Source organism: Kitasatospora sp. NPDC004272 (genome assembly GCF_053603035.1).
Map to the genome: position 1 here is coordinate 1 of NZ_JBSGET010000081.1, position 26,148 is coordinate 26,148.

Annotated in this window: 20 protein-coding genes and 2 pseudogenes; 14 read left to right on the forward strand and 8 right to left on the reverse strand. The window is 73.5% G+C overall.

What is annotated here, in order from left to right; translation table 11 throughout:
- The first annotated feature begins 15 nt into the window (after positions 1–15).
- Positions 16–3,291, forward strand: coding sequence for an FAD/NAD(P)-binding protein (locus ACWEO5_RS23630; RefSeq protein WP_452164286.1), 3,276 nt, complete (start codon positions 16–18; stop codon positions 3,289–3,291).
- Positions 3,288–4,979 (forward strand): AMP-binding protein, encoded by a 1,692-nt coding sequence (locus ACWEO5_RS23635; protein ID WP_452164287.1) that lies wholly within the window; start codon positions 3,288–3,290, stop codon positions 4,977–4,979. The genes ACWEO5_RS23630 and ACWEO5_RS23635 overlap by 4 nt, the downstream gene beginning before the upstream one ends.
- A gap of 50 nt (positions 4,980–5,029) precedes the next feature.
- Here the strand turns inward: ACWEO5_RS23635 and ACWEO5_RS23640 are convergent, their stop codons facing one another.
- A complete protein-coding gene (locus ACWEO5_RS23640) occupies positions 5,030–5,638 on the reverse strand; it encodes a TetR/AcrR family transcriptional regulator (RefSeq protein ID WP_452164288.1) in 609 nt (202 codons plus the stop codon).
- A 157-nt stretch (positions 5,639–5,795) separates the two neighbouring features.
- Between ACWEO5_RS23640 and ACWEO5_RS23645 the strand changes: the two genes are divergently transcribed.
- From ACWEO5_RS23645 to ACWEO5_RS23665, 5 genes and pseudogenes are all read left to right on the forward strand, one after another.
- Complete coding sequence (locus ACWEO5_RS23645; RefSeq protein ID WP_344553851.1) at positions 5,796–6,341, forward strand: carboxymuconolactone decarboxylase family protein; 546 nt, start codon at positions 5,796–5,798, stop codon at positions 6,339–6,341.
- A gap of 112 nt (positions 6,342–6,453) precedes the next feature.
- Positions 6,454–7,452, forward strand: coding sequence for a LysR family transcriptional regulator (locus ACWEO5_RS23650; RefSeq protein WP_452164289.1), 999 nt, complete (start codon positions 6,454–6,456; stop codon positions 7,450–7,452).
- 101 nt (positions 7,453–7,553) lie between these two features.
- Entirely contained in the window at positions 7,554–8,099 is a 546-nt protein-coding gene (locus tag ACWEO5_RS23655; protein WP_452164290.1) for a Uma2 family endonuclease, read from the forward strand.
- Between the two features lie 219 nt (positions 8,100–8,318).
- Positions 8,319–8,477, forward strand: a pseudogene (locus tag ACWEO5_RS23660) (DUF255 domain-containing protein); the annotation flags it as partial.
- 449 nt (positions 8,478–8,926) lie between these two features.
- Positions 8,927–10,444 (forward strand): hypothetical protein, encoded by a 1,518-nt coding sequence (locus ACWEO5_RS23665; RefSeq protein ID WP_452164291.1) that lies wholly within the window; start codon positions 8,927–8,929, stop codon positions 10,442–10,444.
- Here ACWEO5_RS23665 and ACWEO5_RS23670 read toward each other — a convergent pair.
- A pseudogene (locus ACWEO5_RS23670) lies at positions 10,441–11,422 on the reverse strand (IS481 family transposase). The gene ACWEO5_RS23665 and the pseudogene ACWEO5_RS23670 overlap by 4 nt on opposite strands.
- A gap of 181 nt (positions 11,423–11,603) precedes the next feature.
- Entirely contained in the window at positions 11,604–12,170 is a 567-nt protein-coding gene (locus ACWEO5_RS23675; protein WP_452164292.1) for a Uma2 family endonuclease, read from the reverse strand.
- A 230-nt stretch (positions 12,171–12,400) separates the two neighbouring features.
- Here ACWEO5_RS23675 and ACWEO5_RS23680 point away from each other — a divergent pair, with 230 nt between their 5' ends.
- Both ACWEO5_RS23680 and ACWEO5_RS23685 read left to right on the forward strand, forming a co-directional pair.
- Entirely contained in the window at positions 12,401–14,449 is a 2,049-nt protein-coding gene (locus ACWEO5_RS23680) for a thioredoxin domain-containing protein (protein WP_452164293.1), read from the forward strand.
- A gap of 77 nt (positions 14,450–14,526) precedes the next feature.
- Complete coding sequence (locus ACWEO5_RS23685) at positions 14,527–15,378, forward strand: GNAT family N-acetyltransferase (protein ID WP_452164294.1); 852 nt, start codon at positions 14,527–14,529, stop codon at positions 15,376–15,378.
- Positions 15,379–15,439: 61 nt separating this feature from the next.
- Here the strand turns inward: ACWEO5_RS23685 and ACWEO5_RS23690 are convergent, their stop codons facing one another.
- Complete coding sequence (locus tag ACWEO5_RS23690; RefSeq protein WP_452164295.1) at positions 15,440–16,378, reverse strand: hypothetical protein; 939 nt, start codon at positions 16,376–16,378, stop codon at positions 15,440–15,442.
- A gap of 253 nt (positions 16,379–16,631) precedes the next feature.
- On the opposite strand from ACWEO5_RS23690, the gene ACWEO5_RS23695 reads away from it, so the two are divergent.
- Entirely contained in the window at positions 16,632–17,333 is a 702-nt protein-coding gene (locus ACWEO5_RS23695) for a papain-like cysteine protease family protein (RefSeq protein WP_452164296.1), read from the forward strand.
- An 11-nt stretch (positions 17,334–17,344) separates the two neighbouring features.
- Positions 17,345–18,166, forward strand: coding sequence for a hypothetical protein (locus ACWEO5_RS23700; protein WP_452164297.1), 822 nt, complete (start codon positions 17,345–17,347; stop codon positions 18,164–18,166).
- Positions 18,167–18,342: 176 nt separating this feature from the next.
- On the opposite strand, the gene ACWEO5_RS23705 is transcribed toward ACWEO5_RS23700, so the two are convergent.
- Positions 18,343–19,347, reverse strand: coding sequence for a GlxA family transcriptional regulator (locus tag ACWEO5_RS23705; protein WP_452164298.1), 1,005 nt, complete (start codon positions 19,345–19,347; stop codon positions 18,343–18,345).
- A gap of 83 nt (positions 19,348–19,430) precedes the next feature.
- Between ACWEO5_RS23705 and ACWEO5_RS23710 the strand changes: the two genes are divergently transcribed.
- On the forward strand, positions 19,431–20,396 hold the full coding sequence (locus ACWEO5_RS23710; RefSeq protein WP_452164299.1) for an NADP-dependent oxidoreductase: 966 nt from the start codon (positions 19,431–19,433) through the stop codon (positions 20,394–20,396).
- A gap of 75 nt (positions 20,397–20,471) precedes the next feature.
- On the opposite strand, the gene ACWEO5_RS23715 is transcribed toward ACWEO5_RS23710, so the two are convergent.
- Positions 20,472–21,203 (reverse strand): TetR family transcriptional regulator, encoded by a 732-nt coding sequence (locus ACWEO5_RS23715; RefSeq protein ID WP_452164300.1) that lies wholly within the window; start codon positions 21,201–21,203, stop codon positions 20,472–20,474.
- Entirely contained in the window at positions 21,200–22,825 is a 1,626-nt protein-coding gene (locus ACWEO5_RS23720; RefSeq protein ID WP_452164301.1) for an MFS transporter, read from the reverse strand. Before ACWEO5_RS23720 ends, ACWEO5_RS23715 begins: the two co-directional genes overlap by 4 nt.
- Before the next feature lie 213 nt (positions 22,826–23,038).
- Between ACWEO5_RS23720 and ACWEO5_RS23725 the strand changes: the two genes are divergently transcribed.
- A complete protein-coding gene (locus ACWEO5_RS23725; protein WP_452164302.1) occupies positions 23,039–23,308 on the forward strand; it encodes a hypothetical protein in 270 nt (89 codons plus the stop codon).
- A gap of 6 nt (positions 23,309–23,314) precedes the next feature.
- Here ACWEO5_RS23725 and trhA read toward each other — a convergent pair whose 3' ends face one another.
- Complete coding sequence (trhA, locus tag ACWEO5_RS23730) at positions 23,315–23,983, reverse strand: PAQR family membrane homeostasis protein TrhA (RefSeq protein ID WP_452164303.1); 669 nt, start codon at positions 23,981–23,983, stop codon at positions 23,315–23,317.
- Positions 23,984–24,247: 264 nt separating this feature from the next.
- Between trhA and ACWEO5_RS23735 the strand changes: the two genes are divergently transcribed.
- On the forward strand, positions 24,248–26,077 hold the full coding sequence (locus ACWEO5_RS23735) for a phosphoenolpyruvate carboxykinase (GTP) (RefSeq protein WP_452164304.1): 1,830 nt from the start codon (positions 24,248–24,250) through the stop codon (positions 26,075–26,077).
- Positions 26,078–26,148 lie beyond the last annotated feature (71 nt).

Below are 26,148 nucleotides of genomic sequence, written 5' to 3' on the forward strand. Positions count from 1 at the left end.
CGCGCGGCTCGCGGCGTGAGCGGGCCGGGCGGCGGACGGCCGTGGCGCGCCGCCGACCTCGGCGCCTTCGTCCAATCCGCCGCACGGGCAGGGGAGTTGGTGGTGCAGCCGCGGATGGGCATGGCCCGCCCGCAGGACATGGCGGCCGGCGTGGCCGCCGTCGCGGCCCTGGCCGAACGCACGGTCGCCACCATCACCCTGGACAGCTACACCCGGGTCGGCGACCACGCGGCCGCCGCCGAAGCCATCCGCTCCGCCCAGCCGCTCAACGGGTTCCCCCTGGTCAGCCACGGCCCGGAGACCTCCGCCCGGGTCGCCGCCCAGGCCGGCCCCGACACCCCCGTCCAGGTCCGGCACGGCTCCGCCGACCCCCGGGCGATCTTCCGGACCATGGTCGCCGCCGGACTGACCGCCAGCGAGGGCGGGCCGGTCTCCTACTGCCTGCCCTACGGACGCACCCCGCTCGCGGAATCCGTCACCGCCTGGCGCGAGGCGGTGCGCCAACTCGCCACCGACACCCGGGCCCGGGGCGCCCGCGCCCACCTGGAGACCTTCGGCGGCTGCCTGCTCGGACAGCTCTGCCCGCCGTCGCTGCTGGTCGCGGTGTCGGTCCTGGAAGCGCTGTTCTTCGTCCAGAACGGCATCACCAGCGTCTCGCTCAGCTACGCCCAGCAGACCCACGCCGACCAGGACGCCGGAGCGCTCACCGCACTGCGCCTGCTGGCGGACGAACTCCTCCCCGCCGGCACCGACCGCCACCTGGTGCTCTACACCTACATGGGCGTCTTCCCCCGGACGCCCGAGGGCGCCCGACTGCTGCTCGCCCGCAGCACCGACCTCGCCGTGCGCGGCGGCGCGCAGCGGATCATCGTCAAGACGGAGGCCGAGGCGCACCGCATCCCCACCCTCGGCGAGAACCTGGCCGCGCTGCGCCGCGCGGCCGCCCGGGCCCGGGCCGCCCGCTCCGGCCCCGCCCCGGCAGCCGCGATCGACGGCCCCGACACCTACGAGGTCCTCACCGAGGCCCGGGCCCTGGTCACCGCGGTCCTCTCGCTCGCGGACGACGTCGGCACCGCCCTGCTGCGCGCCTTCCACCGCGGCACCCTGGACATCCCCTACTGCCTGCACCCCGACAACCGGGGCGGGAGCCGCAGCGTGATCGCCGACGACGGCCGGCTGCGCTGGGCCGCGCACGGCGCGATGCCGCTGTTCACCACCGGCACCCGCAACGGCACCGTCACCGCGGACCGGCTGGCCGCGATGCTGCGCCGCACCGCCGACCTGCACGACCTGGAGGCGCGCCCGGCCGAGGAGCCCCGGCCGGGCGTCCCGGCGGCCCCGCCGCGGCGCCCCCGCCGGATCGTCGTGGTCGGCACGGGCCCGCGTGGCCTCTCGGTACTGGAGCGGCTGGCCGCCCGGGCCGCCGAACGGCCCGCCGGGAACCCGGTCCGGGTGCAGCTCGTCGACCCGTACCCGGCCGGCCCCGGCCGGGTGTGGCGCACCGACCAGTCGCCCCGGTTCCTGATGAACACCGCGGCCTGCGAGGTGACGATGTTCTCCGGTCCCGCCGACGACGGCCCGGCCCGGCCCGGCGCGGGCCCGAGCCTGGCCGAGTGGTGGGCCGGGCACGACCCGGAGCACGCCGACCCCGACGGGTACGCGCCCCGCGCCGTGTACGGGGCGTACCTGGAGTACGTGCTGGCCCGGATCACCGCCACGCTGCCGCCGGACCTGACGGTGGAGCACGTCCCCGCCCGGGTGCTCAGCGCGGACCGCGTCCCCGGCACGGGCGAGGACGGCGGCACCGGCTACCGACTGCGGCTGGACCGGGGCGACGTCCTCACCGCGGACCGGCTGGTCCTGGCCACCGGCCACCCCGCCGTCGAACCCAGCGACGAGCAGAACGCGCTGGTCGCGTTCGCCGCCGCGCACCCGCCGCTGCGCTGCATCGTCGGCGAGTCGGCCGCGGACATGCCGCTGGCGCTGATCCCGCCCGGCTCGGCGGTCGGCGTCCTCGGCATGGGACTGACCTTCTACGACGTGCTCGCCGAACTCACCCTCGGCCGCGGCGGACGCTTCCAGGAGAGTGACACCGGCCTGCGCTACCTGCCCAGCGGCCGGGAGCCCAGGATCGTCCCGGCCTCCCGCAGCGGCGTCCCGCTGATGACCCGGGGCGTGAACCAGAAGAGCCCCGGCCACCGCTACCGGGCGGTGCTCTTCACCCCCGAGCGGATGGCCGCGCTGCGGGCCGCCGGGCCGGTGGACTTCCACGCGGCGGTGCTGCCCTGGCTGATGGCCGAGGTCAACCTGGTGCTGCTCGGCACCCGGGTCCGCCGGGCCGCCGGAGCCGCCGCGGCCGAGGAGTTCACCGAACGGGTCCGCGCCGCCCACGCCCGTCCCCCCGCCGCCCGGCCCGAACCGCCCGAGCCGGCCGCGCTCGCCCGGACCGCCGCCGAGTACGGCGCGGACACCCGGACGATCGCCGACCTGTCCTCGCTGGCCCGGCCGTTCGCCGGACGGCGCTTCCGGTCCGCGGCCGAGTACCGGACGGCCCTGGCCGAGCACCTGCGCGCGGACCTCGACGAAGCGGGGATGGGCAACCTGGGCGGGCCGCTGAAAGCCGCCTGCGACACCCTGCGCGACGTCCGCCAGACCATCCGCGGCGTGGTCGACTTCGGCGGCCTGACACCCACCTCGCACCAGCGTTTCCTGCACGAGTTCGCCCCCCTGGCCGCCCTGGTCTCCACCGGACCGCCGCCGCTGCGCTCCGAACAGTTCCTGGCCCTGATGGACGCCGGGGTGCTCGACCCGGTCGGCCCCCGCGCCCGCTTCCAGCCGGACCAGGCGAACGGCTGCTTCACCGTCGCCTCCGACCAGGTCGACGCCCCCGGGACCCGGCTGGACACCCTGATCGACGCACGCGTGCCGAGCACCGACCTGCGGGCCGACCGGGACCCGCTGATCCGGGGCCTGATCGCCGACGGCACCATCCGCACCTTCGTCAACTCCTGGGCCGGCCACTCCTTCGACACCGGCGGCCTCGCCTCCACCGACGCGCCGTTCCACCCCGTCCGGGCCTGCGGGACGGTCGAGCGCGGCATGCACGTGATCGGGATCCCCAGCGAGCACACCCGCTGGTTCACCCAGGTCGGCAGCGGCCGCCCCGGACCCTGGGGCTCCTTCACCCGGGACGCCGACGACATCGCCCGGGCCCTGCTGGAACCGCTCCCCGGCCCGGCCGCACCGGCCGCCCGCCCGGCGGACGCGGTCGCGGGCGGGAGCGCCGGGTGACCCCGCCGGCCCGGCCGCCCGACTACTGGGCCCGGCGGCGGACGGCCGCCCACCGGGAGTTCCGCGCCGCCCGCGACCTGCTGCTCGAACTGCGCGGCAACCGGGCGGCGGCCGCCGCCCGGTTCCGCTGGCCCGCCGCCGAGCACTTCAACTGGGCCCTGGAGTGGTTCGACGTCCTCGCCGACGAACAGCCCGGCAGCGCGCTCGAACTGCTCGCCCCGCCCCGGCCCGACGGCCGCACCGAGGTGGCGGAGCGGGTCGGGTTCGCCGAACTCTCCGCCCGCTCCGACACCCTGGCGGTGCGGCTGGCCGAACTGGGGGTCGCCCGGGGCGACCGGGTCCTGCTGCTGCTCGACACCCGGGTCGAACTCTGGGAGTCGCTGCTGGCCTGCCTCAAACTGGGCGCCGTCGTGGTGCCCTGCTACCCGGACCTCACCCCGGAGGAAGCCGCCGACCGGCTGCGGCGGGGACGGATCAGCCACCTGCTGTGCACCGCCGGGGCCGCCGCGACCGTCGACGGCGCGACCCGGTCCGGGCCGGGCGCGGTGCCCGGCCTGCGGATCGCCCTCGACGACCCGCCGGACGGCTGGCTGCGCTACCCCGACACCCGCACCGACCCGCGCCCCTTCCTGCCCGGAGGACCGACCGGGGCCGCCGACCCCGCGTTCTGCTACTTCACCTCCGGCACCACCGCGCTGCCCAAACTGGTCGTGCACACCCACGCCAGCTACCCCGTCGGCCACCTGTCCAGCCTGTACTGGCAGGGCATCCGGCCCGGGGACCGGCACCTCAACCTGTCCGAGCCGGGCTGGGCCAAGCACTCGTGGAGCAGTTTCTTCGTCCCCTGGACGGCCGGGGCGACCGTGGTCGCCCTGCCCCCCGGCGGCGTACCGCCCCGCCTGCTGCCCCGGATCGCCGCCGACCACGCCCTCGACAGCCTGTGCGCCCCGCCGAGCACCTGGCGCGCCATGGTGCCCCACCTCGCCTCGGCCCCCGGCGTCCGGCTCCGGGAGGCCACCGCCGCGGGCGAGTGCCTGGACCCCGGGACCGGCGACGCCGTCCGGGCCGCCTGGGCGGTGCGGGTGCGCGACGGCTACGGCCAGACCGAGGCCACCGCGCTGATCGGACGGGCCCCGGGCGGCCCCGACCCGCTCTCCCCGCTCGGCCACCCGCTGCCCGGCTACCGCGTCGTCCTGGTGGACCCGGACACCGGCGAAGCCGGCGACGCGGGCGAGGTCTGCCTCGACCTGACCGAACGCCCGGCCGGACTGATGGCCGGGTACGCCGACGACCCCGAACGCACCGAAGCGGCCCTGGGCGGCGGCCGCTACCGCACCGGCGACACCGGCGAACGCTGCGCCGACGGCTCGATCCGGCTGCTCGGCCGCCGGGACGAGGTCTTCAAGTCCTTCGGGCACCGGGTCTCGCCGCCCGAGATCGAAGCGGTGCTGCGGCGCTGCCCCGGCATCGCCGACGTCGCGGTGGTGCCCCGCCCGCACCCGCAGGGCGGACTGGCACCGCACGCGGTGGCGGTGCCCGCGGGCGAACCCGGAGCCGACCTCGCCCGGGAACTGCTCGCCTGGGCGGCCGCACGGCTGCCCGGACTGCTGGTGCCGCGCGGCGTCGACCTGGTGCGGGAACTGCCGCGCACCCGCTCGGGGAAGGTGCGCCGGGCCGAACTCGGCTGAGCCGTCCGGGGCCCGCCCGGGCGGCTCACACCCGGGCGGGCCCCGGCGGCTCACACCCGGGCCGGTGCGTCCTGCCCCTCCTCCTGCCGGGTCTCCACCCGGTCCGCGGCGCCCAGCAGCGCGGCGGCGATCCCGCGGGCCCGGAGGGCGGCGTCGGGGGTGCCCTCGCGCAGGGCCGTGACGATCGCGCCGTCCGCCAGCAGGGCCAGCTGGCGGGACAGCACCTCGTGCGAGCGGTAGCCGCAGTCGCGCAGCAGCCCGTCCAGGTAGGTGATCACCCGTTCCTTGTGGTCGGCGGCGACGCCGTGCGCCGGGCTGTCCGCGTCGGCCTCCTCGACCATGGTGTTGATGAACGCGCAGCCCCGGAAGCCCATCGCCGCGAAGCGTTCGTGGAGGCCGTCGAAGAGCGCGAGGGGCAGTTCGGCCGGCTCCAGGTCGCTGGCCCCGACCCGGGCGGCCAGCCAGGCGCGCCAGTTCCGGTCGCGTTCCGTGAGCACGGCCACCAGCAGGTCGTCCTTGCCGGGGAAGTGGCGGTAGAGGGAGGCGCGTCCGACGCCGGCCTCCCGCAGGATCCGCTCCACGCCGACGGCGCGCACCCCCTCCTCGTAGAAGAGACGTTCGGCGGTGGCCATCAGTCTTGCTCGGGCATTGGTCGGCATCTTCAGACGGTACCACTCGGTTCCGAATTTTCCCGGAGTCCATTGACGGAGGGGGGAGGGCTCTATAGCGTTCAGGACGAGACCGATCGGTACCGTCTTGCTCGCCCACGTCATCAGCTCAGTTCCACGCACTGCCGTCCTGAGGAGTACCGCAGCCATGTCCCGTCTGACCCAGCTCACCGCCGAGACCGCCTCCGAGGAGCAGCGGGAGCTGCTGGAGGGCACCCTGAAGCAGCTCGGCAAGATCCCGAACCTGTACGCCGCGATGGCCAACGGCCCGGCCGCCCTGCGCGGCTACCTCGCCCTGCGCGGGGCCCTGGTCGGCGGCAGCTTCGGCAACCGCGAGCGGGAGCAGCTCGCCCTCTTCATCGCGCAGCGGAACAACTGCACCTACTGTGTCTCCGCGCACACCATGCGCGGCGGCAAGGTCGGCCTGACCCAGGACGAGCTGCTGGCCACCCGCCGGGGCACGGACGCCGACCCGCGGATGGACCAGGTCCTGCGGCTGACCGCCTCGATGATGGACACCGGCGGCCGGGTCACCGACGAGGAGATCGAGGCCGCCCACCGGGCCGGGGTGACCGACGCGGAGATCTCCGAGATCGTCGCGCACATCGCGCTGAACGTGCTCTCCAACTACTTCAACCACGTCGCGCAGCCGGACCTCGACTTCCCTCCGGTGGACGCCGAACACATCGGCTAGTCGGCCGTAGGCTTCGGGGAAGGGTGCCCGGCGGGAACGCCGGGCACCCTTCCGGGTTCCCCGGACGCGGACGTGAACGAACAGCAGGTCGGCAGAGACTACGGGGACAGACATGGACATCGACACCAGAACGCTCCGCACCTTCTGGGGTGTCGTCGGAGCGGGTTCGTTCACCAAGGCCGCCCAGCGGCTCGGCTACTCGCAGTCCAGCGTCACCATGCAGATCCGGACCCTTGAGCGGATCGTCGGCGAGCCGGTCTTCATCAGGTCCTCCAACGGGGTGCGGCTCACCCCGGCGGGCGAGACCGTCTGGGAGTACGCCAAGCAACTGCTCAGCCTGGTGGACAACCTGGAGGACGAACTCCAGCGCACCGCCGACCCCTTCCCGCGGATCCGCCTGGGCGTCGTCCCCGCCCTGGCCTGCGGCAAACTGCTCAGCCGGCTGACCCACGCCGGCCAGGCGCTACTCAAGCACGTCGGTCTCGACCTGCGCGTCGTCGTCAGCCACGACATCCCCGCCGCGCTGCGGGAGAAGCGGCTGGACGCCGCGATCGGGCTCGCCAGTGCCGAACGCCGGTGCGCCGCCGGCGGTGCGGAGGCCGGTGCGGCCGTCGCGGAGGAGCGCGAGCCGTACAGCGACCGGGACAGCCGGATCGTGCTCGGCGGCCTGAAGTTCGCGGCCGTCGCCCCTTCGCCGGGGCGCGGCGGAGGGGCCGCCTCGCAGTACGTCCGGCCGATCACCGCCCCGGTGCTGGTCGCCGACCCGGGCTGCCCCTCGCAGCGCTGGCTGCCCGAGTACCTGCGGATGCGCGACGGCCGACCCGCCGAGAGCCGCGAACTCGCCACCCTCGACGGCATCCGCGAGTCGGTCCGGACCGGCTTAGGCTGCGCGATGCTGCCGGTCGGCCTGTTCGGGGCCGCCGAGCGCGACAGCCTCGTCCCGATGTCCGGCGTTCCCGTCATGCGGTGGAACGCCGTCCTGCAGAGCGACCCGGCCCGCCCCTTCGGCGACCTCCACCGCCGCGCCCTGGTCGACACCGTCCAACTCGCCCTCCAGCCCACGGCGGCGGCCGGCCTCGCCTTCACCCTCCTCGGCGGCGCCCGCGCCTGACCCCGCCCGGGCCGTTCCGCTCCGCCGGCCGGTGCGCGCGTAGCGCATCCCGGGCGAGGCCGTGCCCCCATATCCTGAGAGGCGGCAGGAAGGAGCCGTTGATGAGCGTCGACGCGGTCATGCACACCGAGTTCCCCGCTGGGTACGTGGTCTTCTTCGGTACCGACGGGAAGGTGATCATGACTCCGCAGAGCTTCGAGCACTCCAGCACGATCAAGTCGATGCAGATCGACTCGCTCTCGCTCGGTCGGCATGCGAAGACCGCCTCTGACGTGTACCTGGATTTCCCGGCCGACGAGAACTCGGCCCCGGACTTCGCGATCCTGCGGGAGGACGCCCAGAGGCAGGGAAAGCGGTACGGCTTCGAGGACGTGCTGCTGATCGCCGAGGTGGTGTCGGTCTCCTCCGCGCGCAAGGACTACGACGACTGCACCGCGAAGTACGGCCGCTACGGCATCCCGGTCTATGTGGTGGTGGACCCGTACGCCGCGGAGGTCGTTGTCCACACCCAGCCCACCGGCTCCGGCTACATCGCGGCGCACACGCACAAGTACGGCTCGGGCAAGCTGCCCATCGAGCTGGCCGACGGACGGACCTACACCCTCGACCTTGACGAACTGCCCCGGCCCGACGCAGACGCCCGCTGACCCGCAGGAGAGCGCCGTCAGCCGGCGCCCGGGCGGTCCAGCCGTCGGATGCTCCTCGTCCCGAGGCCGCGGCGGCAACCGCGCGGGGAGGGGGCTGAAGCGCCGACCGTCGCCCGGTTCGATCCGGCCGTCCGTGGTCACTTGGAGGACAGCCTGTCCTCGGCGAGCCGGTCCGTGCCGCAGGCACGTCCTGTCGCATTTCTGAGCGAGTATGGAGCCATGCCGAACCGCCTCGCTGATGCCACCTCGCCCTATCTGCTGCAGCACGCCGAGAATCCCGTGGACTGGTGGGAGCGGGGGCCGGAGGCGTTCGCGGAGGCGGAGCGGCGGGACGTGCCGGTGCTGTTGAGCGTGGGGTACGCGGCGTGCCACTGGTGCCAATGACTCAACACAACCAGGTAGTTCTGACCTGGGACGTTGTCAAGGGGTAACCTTATGGACGCGTACGACGAAGAACCGGGCAAGAACATAGACGCTTGGGTGGAGGTCGAACTGGCCGCCTCGCCCGAGTGGGGCCCGAGAAGTACACCAGCATCCGCCAGCGCTCGGAAGGCAGCGCACCTGCTGCTGCTAGCGAGTAGGGGCACGACACCGCAGATCGCGGCGAGGCGTCCAGCCGGTAGGCAAGCCGGCTGGACCCCTCGCGTTGTCGGGTCAGCAGCAGCCGCCACCCGTGTCCTGCTCGGCGTCGGGCTGGTCGAAGAGGCCGGCGCCGCGGCAGACGCCGGTTTCGGGCAGGGTCAGTCCGCCGATCCGTTCCACGCACGAGACTTGGCGGAGCCGATCATCCGGCTCCGGACCGTAGCGAGTGTCAGCGCAGAAGGCTCGTGCCCGAGGCGCCGCTTGCACCGCATCAACATCACCTTGGGGGCGGCATCGTGACACCCAGGAAGCGGCTTCCCGACATCAAGAAGCTCGCAGCCGAGATCAACAAGGTGCGCACCGGCGGGAAGAACACCATCGGCAAGTCTGCCGCCTACCTGCACAGCCGGGCGGCCGACCTCGCCAAGTACGGTTCCGTGGACGGGCTGGTGGAGGCGATCGAAAGCGATGCCGACGCGCCAGCACACGTTTTCCACCTCTCTGCCCTACGCGGCCAACTTGCCCGCGAGCTTTGGGCACGCAACGCGTTCATCGGCCCTTCGGTTCTGGACGATCTCCTGTACCGGGCGGTGGCGATCGACGCGGCGCAGGATCCAGTACTGCGCTGCCTGGAAATCGTGCGGGACAGGCAGCTGGCACGTCCGGGGCTGGTGATCTTCCCCCTTCACTCCCTCGGCGTCCTGGCAGCGGGCTTCCTGCAGAGCCACGGGCGGCGCTGGGTCTTCAGCCCCTCGGGAGCTGAGATCGCGATCTTTCCACAGACCAACGCGTGGGACACGACCTTGGCCAATCTCGACGAGGCTCGGCGCGGCTTCGGGGTACGGAAGGCCGTTCCTGGTGGCCTGTTGGAGCACTGGTACCGAAGCCGATCTCTGACCTGGTTGAAGCGCAACCCCCTCCTGGTGTTGTCCGTGTCGACGGTTCCAGGCAGCTACTACGACACCGAATCGCTGATCCTGGGCCGCCTGAGGGCCGCCAGCGCACTCACGTGCATGCTCGCTGCCCTGCAGCCACGTGAACACGAACGCGTCGGATACCTGTGGAGCTCCGCACGGACGAACAACCGGGAGACGCTGGACATCAGGCACTACATCAACCTCTACGATGCCCCCAACCCCCGTCATCACCTGACTGGTGACTGCGTCCCGATCCACCTGCGTCGTGCGGCGCTCGCGGAGATCAGCGAGCTGAACATCGAGATCGATCCGCGCTACTGGAACCGCTACGGCGCTTCTGCTCAAGAAGTCCGTGCGGCAGTCGACCTCGTCTACGACGGCTACATGCGGCACGCGCTCCTGCGCCGTCCTCGCGAGCGACCGGACGCCTACACCGCGGCCTTCACGAAGCTCCATGACGCACTGAGCTACTTCCGGCGCTCCTTCCACGAATCCGACCAGGGATGGACGGCGGGTCTGAGCCTGGCCACGGCTTTCGAGATGATGCTCACCGACGGGGTCAACCGCGGAGAGATCGCGGCGAAGCTTCAGCGCCGCGTGCGCCTGCTGCTGCGCGGCAAGCGGGGGGTGGTGCGGTACTCCGAAGCCGTCCACAGTCTCTACAAGCACAGGAACGCGATCATTCACGCGGGTGTGGTCGATGGACAGTTCCGCATCGCGGACGCGCAGCGTTGCTTCGTGCTGTGCTTCATGGAGCTGGCCAACAGGACGGCACACCTCGCTGCCCGCGAAAGCGAACCCATGCGCACGATGACTGGTGATCTCCCCGACCCGCAGACGGTCTAGCTGTATTGACCCGCAGGGTTGTTGACGCGGGTGATCGGTGGTTGTCCTCTGAGTGCGGTGTGGCGGCGATGGTGGTTGTAGGTGTGGAGGAAGGCGGGGAGCGCTTCGGTTCGTTCCTGGTAGCCGGTGTAGGGCCGCTGGTAGGCCCATTCGTCGAGCAGGGTGCGGTTGAAGCGCTCGACCTTGCCGTTGGTCCGAGGGGGGTACGGATGGGTGCGCTTGTGCGCGATGCCGGATGCGGCCAGGGTGTCGCGCCACAGGTGCGACCTGTAGCGGGAGCCGTTGTCGGTCAGGACGCGTTCGACGGTGATGCCCGGTTCGGCGAAGAACCGCTCGGCGCGTTGCCAGAAGGCGGCGGCGGTCGCCTTGCGTTCGTCGGGGAGGATCTCGCTGCAGGCCAGGCGGGTGTGGTCGTCGACGGCGCTGTGGACGTAGCTGTAGCCGGTCTTCGGTGTTCCGCTCGGGGTCCGTGGGCCGGTGGTGGCGTACTGGTTGCTCTCGCCGGCCTGGCGGTCCGTGACGCGGTGGCCGCCGCCGTCGGGGGTGTTGCCGAGCTTCTTGATGTCGACGTGGAACAGTTCGCCCGGGCGTTCGCGTTCGTAGCGGCGGATGACCTGGCCGGTGGGCCGGTCCATCCATCGCAGCCGGTTCATGCCACGGCGGCTCAGGATCCGGTGGACCGTCGATGCCGGGACGCCGAGGATCGGTCCGATCCGGGCGGGGCCGAGCTCGTGCTCGCATCGTAGTCGGCAGACCTCGGCCTCGATCGTGCCCGTGGTGTGGGGTGGTCCGGGGGCGGCTGGACCGGTCGTGCAGGCCGGCCCCGCCCGCCGCCCGCCACCGGCTGACCCACTTGTGGGCGGTCGTGCGGGAGATGGCCATCTCGGCGGCTACGTGTGCGACCGGGCGTCCGGCCCGGGCGCGTTCGACCAGGAGCTGCCTGCCGTGCACGGTCGGACGGGCGTTGCGGTGGGACACGAAGGCCTCCGGTGCGGTGCAGTCCTAGACAGCTCCACCGCACCGGAGGTCCTTACGTTTGATCAAGCCCGACCACTGTCAACAACGCTTGTGGTCAATAGACCTAGAGGCCTCCGGTTGCGGACATGTATTGGCCCGCAGGACGTCGGAGGCGCCGAGGGCGCGGACGATTCCTCGTTACTCACAGGGTCCCAAGGTCGGCCGTGACAGGGAAAGGCGCGGTGGCCTTCACGGTACCGGTGAACACCTCGCCGTCCCGGTAGGCCCTGTTGGCCGGGTCGAGGACGTAGGTGTAGACGACCGGAACGCCGGTGGCGGACTGCTCGATGCGCCAGTAGAAGGGGATGCCGGCCTTGGCGTATTGGTCCACCTCCACGATCCGGTCGGTGGTCTCTGAGCCCGGGGATACGACCTCGACGACCAGCAGCACGTGCTCGGGGCGGGTGGGTGTGAAGTCGATGGTCTCCGCCCGGTACACGGTGATGTCCGGGCGGCGGTTGGTGAGCGGCACGTCCTGCAAGCGGACGTCGAAGTCCGTGTCGGCGTTCCAGTCTGGGCCCGCGGCGGTGTCCAGGGCATTGGCCAGGACCCGAGCCAGCCGGTTGTGCCGCTTGGAGGCGCTCGCGCTTACGACGATCATCCCGTCCACGATCTCGATGCCGGCGCATTGCTCCTCGGTCCAGGAGTCGTACTGCTCCGCGCTGATCTGCGAGTGCATCCACGCGGGCGCCACCATCTCGGCGGTCATGAAGTACCTCCTTCGAGGATGCGGTGCTGCTCGACTCAGCGTACTGCCCACTTCCAGTCGGGCACCGGCTTTGGGTCGGGGCAGAACCTCCAGCGTCCGCAGGGCGACCTGGGTGCAAAGGGGCGATTAGCATTCGCCACGTGATGGCGTATGAGTGCAAATCGGCCAAGTAGGGCGGGGGCTTGCGGGCCGAACCGGCAGGGCCGCGTCGGCGTGAGAGGCTGGGTCTCATGAACCGGTTGGCTGGTGTGACCTCGCCTTATCTGCTTCAGCACGCGGACAATCCGGTCGACTGGTGGCCGTGGGGACCCGAGGCGTTCGAGGAAGCGAAACGGCGCGATGTACCCGTTCTGCTATCAGTCGGTTACGCTGCGTGTCACTGGTGTCACGTGATGGCGCACGAGTCGTTCGAGGACGAGGCGGTGGCGGCGTTCCTGAACGAGCGGTTCGTGGCGGTGAAGGTGGACCGGGAGGAGCGGCCGGACGTCGACGCGGTGTACATGGAGGCGGTGCAGGCGGCCACGGGGCAGGGCGGGTGGCCGATGACGGTGTTCCTGACGCCGGGGAAGGAGCCGTTCTACTTCGGGACGTACTTCCCGCCGGAGCCGCGGCACGGGATGCCCTCGTTCCGGCAGGTGCTGGAGGGGGTGGACAAGGCGTGGACGGGGCGGCGGGACGAGGTCGGGGAGGTGGCCGGGCGGATCGGTCGGGACCTGGCGGAGCGGGCCTCGGTGTACGGGGTGGGGAGCGGGGTCGCCGGAGTGCCCGGGGCGGGTGAACTGCACGCGGCGGTGGTGGAGTTGACCCGGTCGTTCGACCAGCGGCGGGGCGGGTTCGGCGGGGCGCCCAAGTTCCCGCCGTCGATGGTGCTGGAGTTCCTGCTGCGGCACCACGCCAGGACCGGGTCCGGGGCCGCGCTGCAGATGGTGGAGCGCACCTGCGAGGCGATGGCGCGCGGCGGGATCTACGACCAGTTGGGCGGCGGCTTCGCCCGGTACGCGGTGGACGCGACCTGGACGGTCCCGCACTTCGAGAAGATGCTGTACGACAACGCGCTGCTGCTGCGGGTGTACCTGCACCTGTGGCGGGCCACCGGCGAGCCGCGGGCGCGCCGGGTCGCGCTGGAGACCGCCGACTTCCTGCTGCGCGAACTGCGCACCCCCGAGGGCGGGTTCGCCTCCGCGCTGGACGCCGACTCGCTGGACGCGGCGAGCGGGAGGAACGCCGAGGGCGCCTACTACGCGTGGACGCCGGAGCAGTTGGAGCAGGTGCTCGGGGAGGCGGACGCCGCCCTCGCGGTGGAGCTGTTCGACGTCACCGGGACGTTCGAGCACGGCAGTTCGGTGCTGCAGTTGCTGAAGGACCCGGCGGACGAGGGGAAGTACGCGGAGATCCGGGCCAAGCTGTTCGAGGCCCGGGCCGAGCGCCCCGCCCCCGCCCGGGACGACAAGGTGGTGGCCGCCTGGAACGGCCTGGCGGTCGCCGCGCTCGCCGAGGCCGGCGCGCTGCTGGAGCGTCCCGACCTGGTCGAGGCCGCCGAGCGGGCCGCCGACCTGCTGATCGCCGTCCACCTCACCCCGGAGGGGCGGCTGCTGCGCACCTCCCGGGACGGCCGGGCCGGCGCCAACGCGGGCGTGCTGGAGGACTACGCCGACACCGCCGAGGGCTTCCTCGCCCTGCACGCCGTCACCGGGGAGAGCTCCTGGCTGCAACTGGCCGGGGAACTCCTCGACCTGGTGCTGCTGCACTTCACCGACGAGGCGTCCGGCGCGCTGTACGACACCGCCGACGACGCCGAGCAGCTGATCCGCCGCCCGCAGGACCCGACCGACAACGCCGCCCCGTCCGGGTGGAGCGCCGCCGCCGGCACCCTGCTCACGTACGCCGGGTACACCGGCTCGGCCCGCCACCGCACCGCCGCCGAACGGGCCCTGGGCATCGTCGGCACCCTCGGCCCGCGCGCCCCCCGGTTCACCGGCTGGGGCCTGGCCGTCGCCGAGGCGCTGCTCGATGGCCCCCGCGAGGTCGCCGTGGTCGGCGCCGCGGACGACCCGGCCCGGGCCGCGCTGCACCTGGCCGCGCTGCGTTCCACCGCGCCCGGCGCGGTCGTCGCGGTCGGGGGGCCCGGCGACACCGAGGTGCCGCTGCTCGCCGACCGCCCGCTGCTGGACGGCCGGCCCGCCGCGTACGTGTGCCGGCACTTCGTCTGCGACCGCCCGACCGCGGACGCCGCCGAACTCGCCGAACGGCTGGGCGGGGCGCGGGAGGAGCGGGAGTAGCGGGGAGGGCGGGAGGCGCCGGGGAGGGGAGCGGCGGGGCGCTGGTCGCGCGCGGTGACGGTGGGTCAGGATGGGGCATGGTCTGGACCCTCACCACCACACTGGCCGAATTCCGCGCCGCGGCAGGGGAGTTCCTCGCCGCCGACCCAGTCGGGAACACCGTGCTGCTCACCGTCGTCGAACGGATCGAACGGGACGGCCCGTACGCCTACGGCGGAGCCGCCCCGGACTACGGCTGGTGGCGGGAGCCGGACGGCACCGTCACCGGCGCCACCCTGCGCACCCCGCCGTACGGCCGGCGCCTCGGGCGGATGACCACCGGGGCCGCCGGCGAGCTGGCCCGGGTGCTCGCCGCCTGGGAGGAGACGCTCGGGGCCGTCGGCGGCGGGCGCGAGGAGACGCTCGCCTTCGCCGCCGAGTGGGAGCGCCGCACCGGCCGCGGCTGGATCGTCGAGTCCCACGAACGGCTCTACCGGCTGGGCGAGTTGACGCCTCCGCCGGCGCCTCCGGCCGGCCGGGCCAGGCTCGCCGGGGAGGCGGACCGGGAACTGGCCGTCCAGTGGCTCGGCGCGTTCTGCACCGAGGCCGAGACGCAGCCCCCCGGCGACCTGCGGGCCGACGCGGACCAGCGGATCGCCGCCGGCACCCTGCTGCTCTGGGAGGACGGGGACGGGCGGGTCGCCTCGCTCGCCGGAGCGAGCCCGGCCATCGCCGGGATGTCCCGGATCGGCCCCGTCTACACGCCCCGGGAGCGGCGCGGCCGCGGCTACGCGAGCGCGCTGACGGCGGCGGCGTCCGCCCACGCGCGGGCCCGCGGCGCGGCGGAGGTGCTGCTCTACACCGACCTCGCCAACCCCGTCAGCAACGCGATCTACCAGCGCATCGGCTACGTCCCGGTGGGGGACTCGGTGTACGTGGCCTTCCGGTAGGGGTAGGGGCAGGGGGCGGGGGAGCCCCGGTGGCGCCAACCGGCTCGGTGGGTGAAGGATTTCACTCCCAGTCCCAGCGCAGGCCGAGCAGGCAGGGCGGCAGGTCGGCGGCCACCAGGTGCGCGCAGTGGTGGCCGTCGAGGGTCAACTCCTCGGTCTCCAGCGGGGACTGGCCGGGGGTGCGCTGGCGGAAGCGGTCGCAGCGGACCGGCAGCGCCGCCCGGTCGAAGGTGACCTGCAGGACGTACTGGCCGGCGCCCGCGTTGAAGCCGCGCACGTACTCGTGGCTGGGCCCGTTGGACGGCGCCTCGTCGAAGCCGTAGCCGAGCAGGTGGGTGTCGCCGGTGCGCATCCGGCGGTCCAGCAGCAGTTCGGCGACCAGCAGGTTCGCGGCGCCGTCGCGGCGGATCCGGCCCGGCCGGCAGTTCTCCTCGGCCCGGACCCGGACGCGTTCGATGTCGCAGCCCGGATCGCCCTGGTAGATGGCCAGGTACCGGTCCACGCCGTCGCGGTGCGCGCGCAGCACGTGCTGGGAGTCGCGGCGCAGCAGCCGCCGGTCCGCGCCGACCCGGAGCCGCTCGATGTGGGTGATGGTGTGCAGCCCGGTGTCGGGCGGCCCGGACAGCACGGCGAGCAGCCCGTCCACGGCCTCGGCCGGACTGATCAGGTCCCGGTACGGGCGCACCGGCGGGCCGGCCGGCACCGGCTCGGGGGTGCTGCGGCGGGGGCCGAGCAGCCGGGTCAGCGAGTGCTCGGGGAGGTCCAGCACCTCCTCCAGCGCCGCGACGGCGCGCAGCGACTCGGCCCGCTCCGGCCGGCGCAGCCCCTGCTGCCAGTAGCTGAGGCTGGTCACCCCGACCCGCACGCCGCGCTGCGCCAGCCGCTCGCGCAGCCGGTGCAGGGCGAGGCCCCGGGCGGCGATCGCGGTCCGCAGGGCGAGGTGGAACGGCCCGGTGCGCAGGGCGAGGGCCAGTTCGGACGGTGCGGACGGCTGCTGCATGGCCAGCTCCTCGATCGACCGGGGATCGACCGTGAATATTCACACCTCCGGGCCGCCCTGTCACCGGCCCGGACGATATCCGCGCTGCCCAGGGCCGCCGCGTTCACACCGCAGCCGGGCCCGTTCACACCCCGACCGCCGTACGGGGAACGGCCGTTGACCTGCGGACCGGCCCGGCCGGATGCTCTTCCCGCGCCGTCCGGACGTCGCCCCCCCACATCCACTCCTCGCCCCTGCCAGGAGGACAACCCCCATGCCACACCTCCCGATCCGGCTGCGTCGGACGGTCGCCGCACTCGCCCTGGGCATCCTCGCCCCGGCGCTGAGCGCGGCCGCCACCACCCCCGCCCTGGCCGCCACCGCTCCCACGGCCGACGCCCCCGCCGCCCAGGCCCCCGCCGCCGCCCAGGCCCCCGCCGCCGTCCAGGCTCCCGCCCCCGCCGCCGCCGCCGTCCAGGCTCCCGCGCTGGCCGGCACCTCGCGGATCCTCGACCTCACCATGCAGGCCCAGCAGCAGACCAACTGGTGCTGGGCGGCCAGCGGCAACACCATCGCCACCTACTACGGCTACACCTACAGCCAGAACCAGTTCTGCAACCTGGCGTTCGGCCGCTCCGTCAACTCCACCTGCCCCAACAGCCAGGCCAGCCTGGCCGAGGTGCAGAACGCGCTGTACCGGATCGGCATCAGCACCGGCTCGTACGTCAACGGGTACCTGCGCTACGCCACCGTGCAGGGCGAGATCGACGCCGGCCGGCCGGTCGAGACCCGGATCCAGTGGAGCTCCGGCGGCGGCCACATGAACGTCCTCTACGGCTACGACGCCGGGAGCAACTGGCTGTACTGGGGCGACCCGTGGCCGTCCGACTACCGCTACAACTGGGGCGACTACAACTACTACGTGAGCAACGGCTCCTTCTCCTGGACCCACTCCCTGTACCGGATCGGCGCGTGAGGAGACCCGTCATGAGCAATCACCGCGTCCACGCCACCCGCACCGCGACCGCCCTCGCGGCCGTCGCCCTCGCCGCCGTCGTCCTCGTTCCGGCGGCGCACGCCGCCGACACCCCCGCCGCGCTCGGCTCCGGTGAGCTGGCCGCCGCCCGCAGCGCCACTCAACAGCCTGACGTGCTCGACAAGTTGGGGCAGTTCTTCGCCCGCAAGGGGGTGCCGCCCACCCAGCAGCTCGGGATCAGCGCCGCCGACGAGGCCAGGGCGGCCGTCGCCGCCGCGCCCCGGCTCACCGGCGACACCGTGCCCGTCTACACCCTCTCCGCCGCCTTCGTCGCGGGCCGGTCCGGCACCCCGGTCGCCGAGGCCGGGTTCACCGCGACGGCGGCCGTCGCCGCGGACGGACAGCGCGCCTCGGTCTGGACCGCCGAGCAGAACGGCGGCTGGCGGGTCGTCAACATCGCCTCCGGCAGCGACGAGACCGACTACGCGGCCCGGGCCGCGGCGGACGGCGGCACCGCCTTCCGCGAGCCGCAGATCGGTGCCTGGTACGAGGTCAAGGGCGACCGCGTCCTCCCGCTCGACGATGACGCCCGCCGCTCGGTCGGTGCCCGCGGCACCACCGTCGCCGCGTACCAGCAGCTCGTCCACCAGCGCTACGGGGACAAGCTGCCCGGCTCCGGGTACGACGCCTCCGGCAAGGCGGGCGGCTTCGAGGCGGCGGCGGGCAGCGCGGGCAGCATGACCGCTCCGGTCGTCGCCGGTGCCGCGGTCGGGCTCACCGCGCTGGCCGGCACCGCGTTCGGCCTGCGGCGGCGCAAGGTCCGCGTCAAGTAGTAGCGGGGAAACAGGGCCCGGGGCGGCCGCAGGTGCGGGACGTGGCCTGCGGTCGCTTCGGGCTGCTGTTCTTCAACGGCACGCAGCAGCACGGACTCTCCGACGGGCTCCGGCCGGCAGCAGCGCGGACCCGCCGTTCCCCGGGCCCCGGACGGGGCTGCTCCGGCGAGGGGCGGTCAGGAGGAGCCCGCGAAGGTGCGGCGGTAGGCGAGGGGGGAGACGCCGATCGCGCTGTGCAGGTGCTGGCGGAGCGAGACGGGGTTGGCGAAGCCGACCCGGGTGGCGATCTGGTCGACGGTCAGGTCGGTGGCTTCCAGCAGGTGGCGGGCCAGGGCGACGCGCTGCTGGGTGAGCCAGCGGCCGGGGCTCTGGCCGGTCTCCTCCTGGAAGCGGCGGGCGAAGGTGCGGGTGCTCATGGCGGCGTGGGCGGCGAGTTCGGCCAGGGTGAGCGGGTGGTGGAGCCGGGTGAGGGCCCAGTCCCGGGTGGCGGAGGTGCCGGTGCTGCCGGTGCTGGGGACGGGCCGTTCGATGTACTGGGCCTGGCCGCCGTCGCGCCAGGGCGGGACGACGCAGATCCGGGCGGCGCGGTTGGCGACGGCGGAGCCGTGGTCGCGGCGCAGGACGTGCAGGAAGAGGTCGACGCCGGCGGCCGCGCCCGCCGAGGTGAGGACGTCCCCGTCGTCGACGAACAGCACGTCCGGGTCGAGCCGGACCCGCGGGAAGAGGGCGCGGAAGTGGTCGGCGAGGGCCCAGTGGGTGGTGGCGGGGCGGTCGTCGAGCAGGCCGGCGGCGGCCAGCGCGTAGGCGCCGGTGCAGATCGAGATCAGCCGGGTGCCGGGCCGGACCAGGGCGAGCGCGGCGGTCACGGCGGGGTCGGGCACGGGGCTGGTGGGGACGGGCGCGAACGGCGGGACCACCACGGTGTCGGCCTCGGCGAGGACCTCGGGCCCGTGGTCGGGGGTGAGGCCGAAGTCGGCGTCGGTGCGGACGGGCCGTCCGTCCACGGTGCAGGTGGACAGCCGGTAGAGCCCGTCGGTGCTGCCGAACACCCTTCGGGGGATGCCCAGTTCGAACGGGTACACGCCGTCCAGGGCGAGCACGGCGACCCGGTGCGGGGCGGGCCCGGAACCGGAACCGGACGGCGGGGCGGACGGCGGGGCGCACAGCGGGTCGGTGGCCATGGCGGACCTCCTGGCAGGATCCCATCGGACGGTGACCATCTTGCCACTCGCGGCGGGCCGTCCGCGCCCAGCAGGCTGGGGCCATGACGAACGACACGACGAACCAGGTGCCCACCATGCGCGCGATCAGCCAGGACGTCCTCGGCGGCCCCGAGGTGCTGCGGGTGGTGGAGCGCCCCCGCCCGGAGCCGGGCCCGAGCCAGGTGCTGGTCCGGGTGCGGGCGGCCGGCCTGAACCCGACCGACTGGAAGCACCGGCAGTCGGGCCTCTTCCTCGGGCAGCCCCCGTTCGTGCTGGGCTGGGACGCGGCCGGCACGGTCGAGGCGGTCGGCCTCGGCGTGACCCTGTTCGCGCCGGGCGACGAGGTGTTCGGCATGCTGCCCTACCCGCACGGGGTCGGCTCGCACGCCGAGTACGCGGTCGGCCCGGCCCGGGCCTTCGTCCGCCGCCCCGCCTCGGTCGACCTGGAACAGGCGGGCGCGCTGCCGCTGGCCGCGCTGACGGCCTGGCAGGCGCTGGTGGACACCGCGCAGGTGCGGGCCGGGGACCGGGTGCTGGTGCACGCCGCGGCCGGCGGGGTCGGTCACCTGGCGGTGCAGATCGCCAAGGCCCGCGGCGCGTACGTGATCGGCACCGCCAGCGCGGGCAAGCACGACTTCCTGCGCCGGATCGGGGTGGACGAGCCGGTCGACTACCGGACGGTCGACTTCGCCGAGGCGGTGCGCGACGTGGACGTCGTGCTGGACACCATCGGCGGCGACTACCAGCTGCGCTCACTGCGCACGCTGCGCCGGGGCGGGCTGCTGGTGTCGATCCTGCCGTCCCCGGCCGAGGGCCTGGCCGAGGAGGCGGCCCGGCTCGGGGTGCGGACCTCGCTGCTGCTGGTGGAGGCCGACCACGCGGGCATGACGGCGGTCGCCGACCTCGCCGAGCGCGGCCTGCTGCGGGCCGAGATCGCCGGGACGTTCCCGCTGGCCGACGCCGCCAAGGCGCACGAGGTGGGCGACGGCGGGCGGGTGGCCGGCAAGCTGGTGCTGCTGGTGGACTGATCCCGGCCGCAGCCCCGCCGCACCCCCGCCGCACCCCCGATCCGGCCCCGGCTCGGCCCCCGGCGCCGACTCCGGTCAGCGGGCGCCGAGTTCCTGGAGGTGCTGGAGGGAGCGGAGGGCCTGGTCGATCAGGTCGGCGAGGTCGTCCCGGCCGCCGTGGTCGGCCCAGTACAGCGAGGTCTCGGTGAGCGCGGCGGAGATCGCCGCGGCGGTGATCCGCAGTTCGAGGGTGGCGGCGTCCAGGCCGGTCCGCTCGGCGAGCAGGTCGAGCAGCATGCCGCGCGGCTGGCCGGACCCCTCCAGCATCCGGACCCGGACGGACGGGACCGAGGAGGCCAGCCGCATCCGCTCGTACAGTTCGGTGCGCTCCTCCTCGGCGAGCATCCGCCGGACCAGCCCGACCAGCACCTCGCGGGCCGAGGTCAGGAAGGGCTCGTCCTTCGGGCGGGCCCGGATCGCGTCGGCCATCAGCGGGTCGTACTCGTCGGTGAGCAGCAGGTCCTCCTTGACCGGGAAGTACCGGAAGAAGGTGGACGGGGAGACCTCCGCCGCGGCCGCGATCTGGTCGACGGTGGTGGCCTCCCAGCCCTGCTCGGTGAAGAGCCGCAGCGCCTCCCGGCGCAGGGTCTGGCGGGTCTTCAGCTTCTTGCGTTCGCGCAGCGACAGCGGAGCCGCGGCCAGCTCCTCCAGCGAACCGGGCGCGCCGGGAGAACCGGCAGCGCCCGGCGCACCGGCAGCACCCGGCGTCCCGGTCGCGCCGTGGGCGGAGTCGGACGGTCGGGGCCGGGCGCTGCGCGGGGTGGTCATGCGGACGATTCTCCGGGATCGCCCGCCGCCGCGGCCACCGGCCGCACCGGAGAGCCGGGTCCCGGGGCGGCGGGGGCCGGTTCGGAGTCGGGCGCGGGGCCCGCGCCGGGGGCCGCGGCCGGGTCGGTGCCGGGCATCCGGGCCGCGACCAGGACGGCGGAGAGCGCCGCGAGGATCCCGGCGACCAGCATCACCAGGGTCATGCCGTGCAGGTAGGCGCCGTGCGCGGACGCGGCCAGCGCCGGGTCGCCGATCCGCTCGGCGACCGCGTCGGCGGCGGTCACCGAGCCGCGGGCCAGGTGCGCGGCGGGTTCGGGCACGGCGCCGGTGTCGAGCCGGTCGCGGTACCCGGCGGCGAGCAGGGCGCCGAAGACGGCGATCCCGACCGCGCCGCCGACCTGGCGGAGCGTCTGGACCAGGCCGGAGCCGACCCCGGCCCGGGCGGGCGGCAGCAGGAGCAGCGCGGAGGCGGTCGCGGTGATCAGCACCAGGCCGAGCCCGGCGCCGAACAGCGGCAGCCACAGCGCCGTCCAGCCGTAGCCGTCGTCGGCCGTGGTGCGGCTGCCGAGCAGCAGGGCCAGGGCGGTCAGCAGCAGTCCGGCGCTGATCACCCCGCGCGGGGCGAAGCGGCGCACCAGCGGTTCGCCGAGCCGGGAGGCGGCCAGCAGGCCGCCCATCATCGGCATCAGGCGCAGCCCGCTGCCGAGCGCGTCGGTGCCCAGCACGCTCTGGAAGTAGGCGGGCAGCACGAAGAAGCCGCCGAGCAGGACGACCGAGACCAGGGTGACGGCGGTGCTGCACCAGCGGAACACCGGTTCGGCGAGCAGGCGCAGGTCCAGCATCGGGTGCTCGCGGCGGCCGCTGCGCAGCACCAGCCAGGTCAGTGCGAGCAGGGCTCCGGCCAGGGCGCCGAGCACCCGGCCGTCGCCCCAGCCGAGGTCGCCGCCCTCGATGACGCCCCAGGTCAGCGCGGACAGGCCGCCGGCGGCGAGGAGCGCGGCGAGCGGGTCGATCCGGGGCGCGGACGGGTCGGCGGACTCGGGGAGCAGCAGCAGGCAGGCGACGGTGCCCAGCAGCACCAGCGGCACGTTGATCAGGAAGATCGAGCCCCACCAGTAGTGGCGCAGCAGCAGCCCGCCGACGATCGGGCCGAGCGGGACGCCGATCGCGGTCATGGTGGTCAGCAGGGCGGTGGCGCGGCGCTGTTCGGCGGGCGGGAAGACGGCGGGGACGACCGCCATCGACATCGGCATCACGAACGCGGCGGCCAGGCCCATCACCGCCCGGGCGGCGATCAGTTCGCCGGGGCCGGAGGCGAGGGTGCCGAGCAGCGAGGCCGCGCCGAACAGGCCGAGGCCGAGGACCAGGGTGCGGCGGCGGCCGAAGCGGTCGCCGAGCAGTCCGGCGGGCAGCAGCGCGGCGGCGAACACCACCGTGTAGGCGTCGACGATCCACTGCTGTTGCCCGGTGCCGGCCTCCAACTGCCTGGCCAGGTCGGGCAGGGCGACGTTCAGCACGGTGGTGTCGAAGCCGATGACGAGCACGCTGAGCGCGACCGCGACCAGGGCGATCCAGCGGCGCGGGTGGGGTGGGGCGGGGGACGGTGCTTGGGGCGCGGGCATGCGGAGCCTCCATCCGGTAGTTTCTCTCAAATGAGAGTAACTATCAAAAGATGGCCACCGTCAAGCGAAGAGCCCCCTGCGGGATCCCCGCCTCTGTTGTTGACGCGTTGTTGATCCCCTGTTCTCCCGCGGGGCGCGCTGAACATGTCACTGTAGGTGGGGAGTTCCCTGACGGAGTGTCAGGAGACCTGTCGGCCGGCGGGAGGTTTGCCGATGGAGTACGGAGCGGCGCGGTTCTGGAGCGGCGTGGTCGGTGTGCTGGCCGCGCTGGCGGTCATAGCCGGGTACCTGATCGGCGGGGCCCGCCTGGTGTGGGCGGTCTCCGCGGTCGAGGTGCTGGCGGTGATGGCCTGGGTCGGGTACCGGTTCCGGGGGCGGGCCCACCAGCGGGCGGCAGGCGAAGGGCCCGACTCGGCGCACTGCGAGCGCTGCCGTCGGGCCCGGGAGCGGCTGGAGTCCAAGGCCCAGCCGGTTCGCCGCTGAGGGGGGTCAGGTGGTGGCGGCGTACGCCACCAGCGAGACCCCCACGTACTGCACGATGAACGCGCCCAGGGTGAAGGCGTGGAAGACCTCGTGGAAGCCGAACCAGTGCGGTGACGGGTTCGGGCGCTTGAGGCCGTAGACCACGCCGCCGACGGTGTAGAGCACGCCGCCGACGACGATCAGCGTCACCACGGCGGGGCCGCCCTTGTGCAGGAAGTCCGGCAGGAAGAACACCGCCGCCCAGCCGAGGGCGACGTAGCACGGGGTGTAGAGCCAGCGCGGCGCGCCGACCCAGAACACCCGGAACGCGATCCCGGCCAGCGCGCCGCCCCAGACCAGCCAGAGCAGCACCTGCTGCCGCGCGCCGTCCAGCAGCAGCATGGTGAACGGGGTGTACGTCCCGGCGATGATCAGGAAGATGTTGGCGTGGTCGAGCCGGCGCAGCACCGCCTCGCCGCGCGGACCCCAGGTGAAGCGGTGGTAGACCGCGCTCACCCCGAACAGCATCCAGGCGCTCACCGAGTAGACGACGCAGGCGACCCGCGCCGCCGTCGAGTCGGCCAGGCAGATCAACACGATTCCGGCGGCCAGGGCGGCCGGGAACATCCCGGCGTGCAGCCAGCCACGCCACTTGGGCTTCACGAGCTCCAGTGCATCCGCGGTCATGGGCAGCATCTTACGGAACCGTAGGTTACTCGCGCGTAGTGAAGTGGGCACTCTCACTTCTGTCCTTAATGTACAAATGGCGCTGCGTGATCAAGGTCTCCTCGGGGCAGGCGTGGGGTGTCCGTGGCCCCTTGAACCAGACACTGTGGAGTAAAAATCTCGTCAATGCCGCCAATTCGACGAAGAGGCAGTGTCGAACCGGGTCTACCGTGTAACCACCCTCAACCCCCGCGATGCCGTCTCCTGGCCGAGATGGTGTGAAACGGAGCGATCGTGCCGCCTCAGATCTCCGCACTCGCCGAGTCCGCGCCCACCCGCCACCAGCGCCTGGTGGACTGGGTCAACGAGATTGCCGACCTCACCCAGCCGGACCGCGTGGTCTGGTGCGACGGCTCGGAGGAGGAGTACCACCGCCTCGCCGAGCAGCTGGTCGCCCAGGGCACCTTCACCAGGCTCGACCCGGCCAAGCGTCCCAACTCCTACTACGCGGCCTCCGACCCGTCCGACGTCGCCCGCGTCGAGGACCGCACCTTCATCTGCTCCGAGCGCGAGCAGGACGCCGGCCCGACCAACCACTGGAAGGCCCCCGCCGAGATGCGGCGGCTCTTCTCGGGCGAGGACGGCCTGTTCCGCGGCGCGATGCGCGGCCGCACCATGTACGTGGTGCCGTTCTCGATGGGCCCGGTCGGCTCCCCGCTGGCCGCGTACGGCGTCGAGGTCACCGACTCCGCGTACGTGGCCGTCTCGATGCGCGTGATGACCCGGATGGGGCAGGCCGTGCTCGACCAGCTGGGCGAGGACGGCGAGTTCGTCAAGGCCGTGCACACGGTCGGCGCCCCGCTCGCCGAGGGCCAGGACGACGTGCCGTGGCCGTGCAACGGCACCAAGTACATCTCGCACTTCCCGGAGACCCGGGAGATCTGGTCCTACGGCTCCGGCTACGGCGGCAACGCCCTGCTCGGCAAGAAGTGCTACGCGCTGCGGATCGCCTCCACCATGGCCCGCGACGAGGGCTGGCTGGCCGAGCACATGCTGATCCTCAAGCTCACCCCGCCGTCCGGCGAGGTCAAGTACGTCGCCGCCGCCTTCCCGTCCGCCTGCGGCAAGACCAACCTGGCGATGCTCCAGCCGACCATCCCCGGCTGGAAGGTCGAGACGATCGGCGACGACATCGCCTGGATGCGCTTCGGCGCCGACGGCCGGCTCCACGCGATCAACCCGGAGGCCGGGTTCTTCGGCGTCGCCCCCGGCACCGGCGAGGAGACCAACGCCAACGCGATCAAGACCCTCTGGGGCAACACCGTCTTCACCAACGTCGCGCTCACCGACGACGGCGACGTGTGGTGGGAGGGCCTCACCGAGCAGCCGCCCGCGCACCTCACCGACTGGCGCGGCGACGACTGGACGCCCGCCTCCGGCACCCCCGCCGCCCACCCGAACGCGCGGTTCGCCGTCCCCGCCGCGCAGTGCCCGACCATCGCCCCCGAGTGGGAGGACCCGGCCGGCGTCCCGATCTCGGCGATCCTGTTCGGCGGCCGCCGGGCCACCGCCGTCCCGCTGGTCACCGAGTCCTTCGACTGGCAGCACGGCGTCTTCCTCGGCGCCAACATCGCCTCCGAGAAGACCGCCGCCGCCGAGGGCACCGTCGGCGAGCTGCGCCGTGACCCGTTCGCGATGCTGCCGTTCTGCGGCTACAACATGGGCGACTACTTCGCGCACTGGCTGAAGGTCGGTGCCGACGCGGACGCCGCCAAGCTGCCGAAGATCTACTACGTCAACTGGTTCCGGAAGGACGCCGGCGGCCGGTTCGTCTGGCCCGGCTACGGCGAGAACAGCCGCGTCCTGAAGTGGATCGTCGAGCGGCTGGAGGGCACCGCGGCGGGCGTCGAGACGCCGATCGGCGTGCTGCCCGAGGCCGACGGCTTCGACCTGGACGGGCTGGAGCTCTCCGCGGCCGACCGCGAGCTGCTGTTCACCGTCGACCGGGAGATCTGGAAGCAGGAAGCCGCGCTCGTCCCGGCCCACCTGGAGCTGTTCGGCACGCACACGCCGCCGGAGCTGTGGGAGGAGTACCGGGCGCTGGTCAAGCGGCTTGGCGACTGACCCGGCAGTGGCGAAACGTTCGCCCCGCGTCCCGGAAGGGGCGCGGGGCGTCGTCGTGCGTGGCCGCGGCG

Bases quoted from the DNA above. Each gene is read 5' to 3' on its own strand.
- ACWEO5_RS23675 (WP_452164292.1), bottom strand. From the start codon at position 12,170: ATGACCGCCGAGATGGTGGCGCCCGCGTGGATGCACTCGCAGATCAGC.
- ACWEO5_RS23700 (WP_452164297.1), top strand. From the start codon at position 17,345: ATGAGCAATCACCGCGTCCACGCCACCCGCACCGCGACCGCCCTCGCG.
- ACWEO5_RS23725 (WP_452164302.1), top strand. From the start codon at position 23,039: ATGGAGTACGGAGCGGCGCGGTTCTGGAGCGGCGTGGTCGGTGTGCTG.
- ACWEO5_RS23685 (WP_452164294.1), top strand. From the start codon at position 14,527: ATGGTCTGGACCCTCACCACCACACTGGCCGAATTCCGCGCCGCGGCA.
- ACWEO5_RS23715 (WP_452164300.1), bottom strand. From the start codon at position 21,203: ATGACCACCCCGCGCAGCGCCCGGCCCCGACCGTCCGACTCCGCCCAC.
- trhA (WP_452164303.1), bottom strand. From the start codon at position 23,983: ATGCTGCCCATGACCGCGGATGCACTGGAGCTCGTGAAGCCCAAGTGG.
- ACWEO5_RS23705 (WP_452164298.1), bottom strand. From the start codon at position 19,347: ATGGCCACCGACCCGCTGTGCGCCCCGCCGTCCGCCCCGCCGTCCGGT.
- ACWEO5_RS23690 (WP_452164295.1), bottom strand. From the start codon at position 16,378: ATGCAGCAGCCGTCCGCACCGTCCGAACTGGCCCTCGCCCTGCGCACC.
- ACWEO5_RS23650 (WP_452164289.1), top strand. From the start codon at position 6,454: ATGGACATCGACACCAGAACGCTCCGCACCTTCTGGGGTGTCGTCGGA.
- ACWEO5_RS23655 (WP_452164290.1), top strand. From the start codon at position 7,554: ATGAGCGTCGACGCGGTCATGCACACCGAGTTCCCCGCTGGGTACGTG.
- ACWEO5_RS23645 (WP_344553851.1), top strand. From the start codon at position 5,796: ATGTCCCGTCTGACCCAGCTCACCGCCGAGACCGCCTCCGAGGAGCAG.
- ACWEO5_RS23720 (WP_452164301.1), bottom strand. From the start codon at position 22,825: ATGCCCGCGCCCCAAGCACCGTCCCCCGCCCCACCCCACCCGCGCCGC.
- ACWEO5_RS23710 (WP_452164299.1), top strand. From the start codon at position 19,431: ATGACGAACGACACGACGAACCAGGTGCCCACCATGCGCGCGATCAGC.
- ACWEO5_RS23640 (WP_452164288.1), bottom strand. From the start codon at position 5,638: ATGCCGACCAATGCCCGAGCAAGACTGATGGCCACCGCCGAACGTCTC.
- ACWEO5_RS23695 (WP_452164296.1), top strand. From the start codon at position 16,632: ATGCCACACCTCCCGATCCGGCTGCGTCGGACGGTCGCCGCACTCGCC.
- ACWEO5_RS23680 (WP_452164293.1), top strand. From the start codon at position 12,401: ATGAACCGGTTGGCTGGTGTGACCTCGCCTTATCTGCTTCAGCACGCG.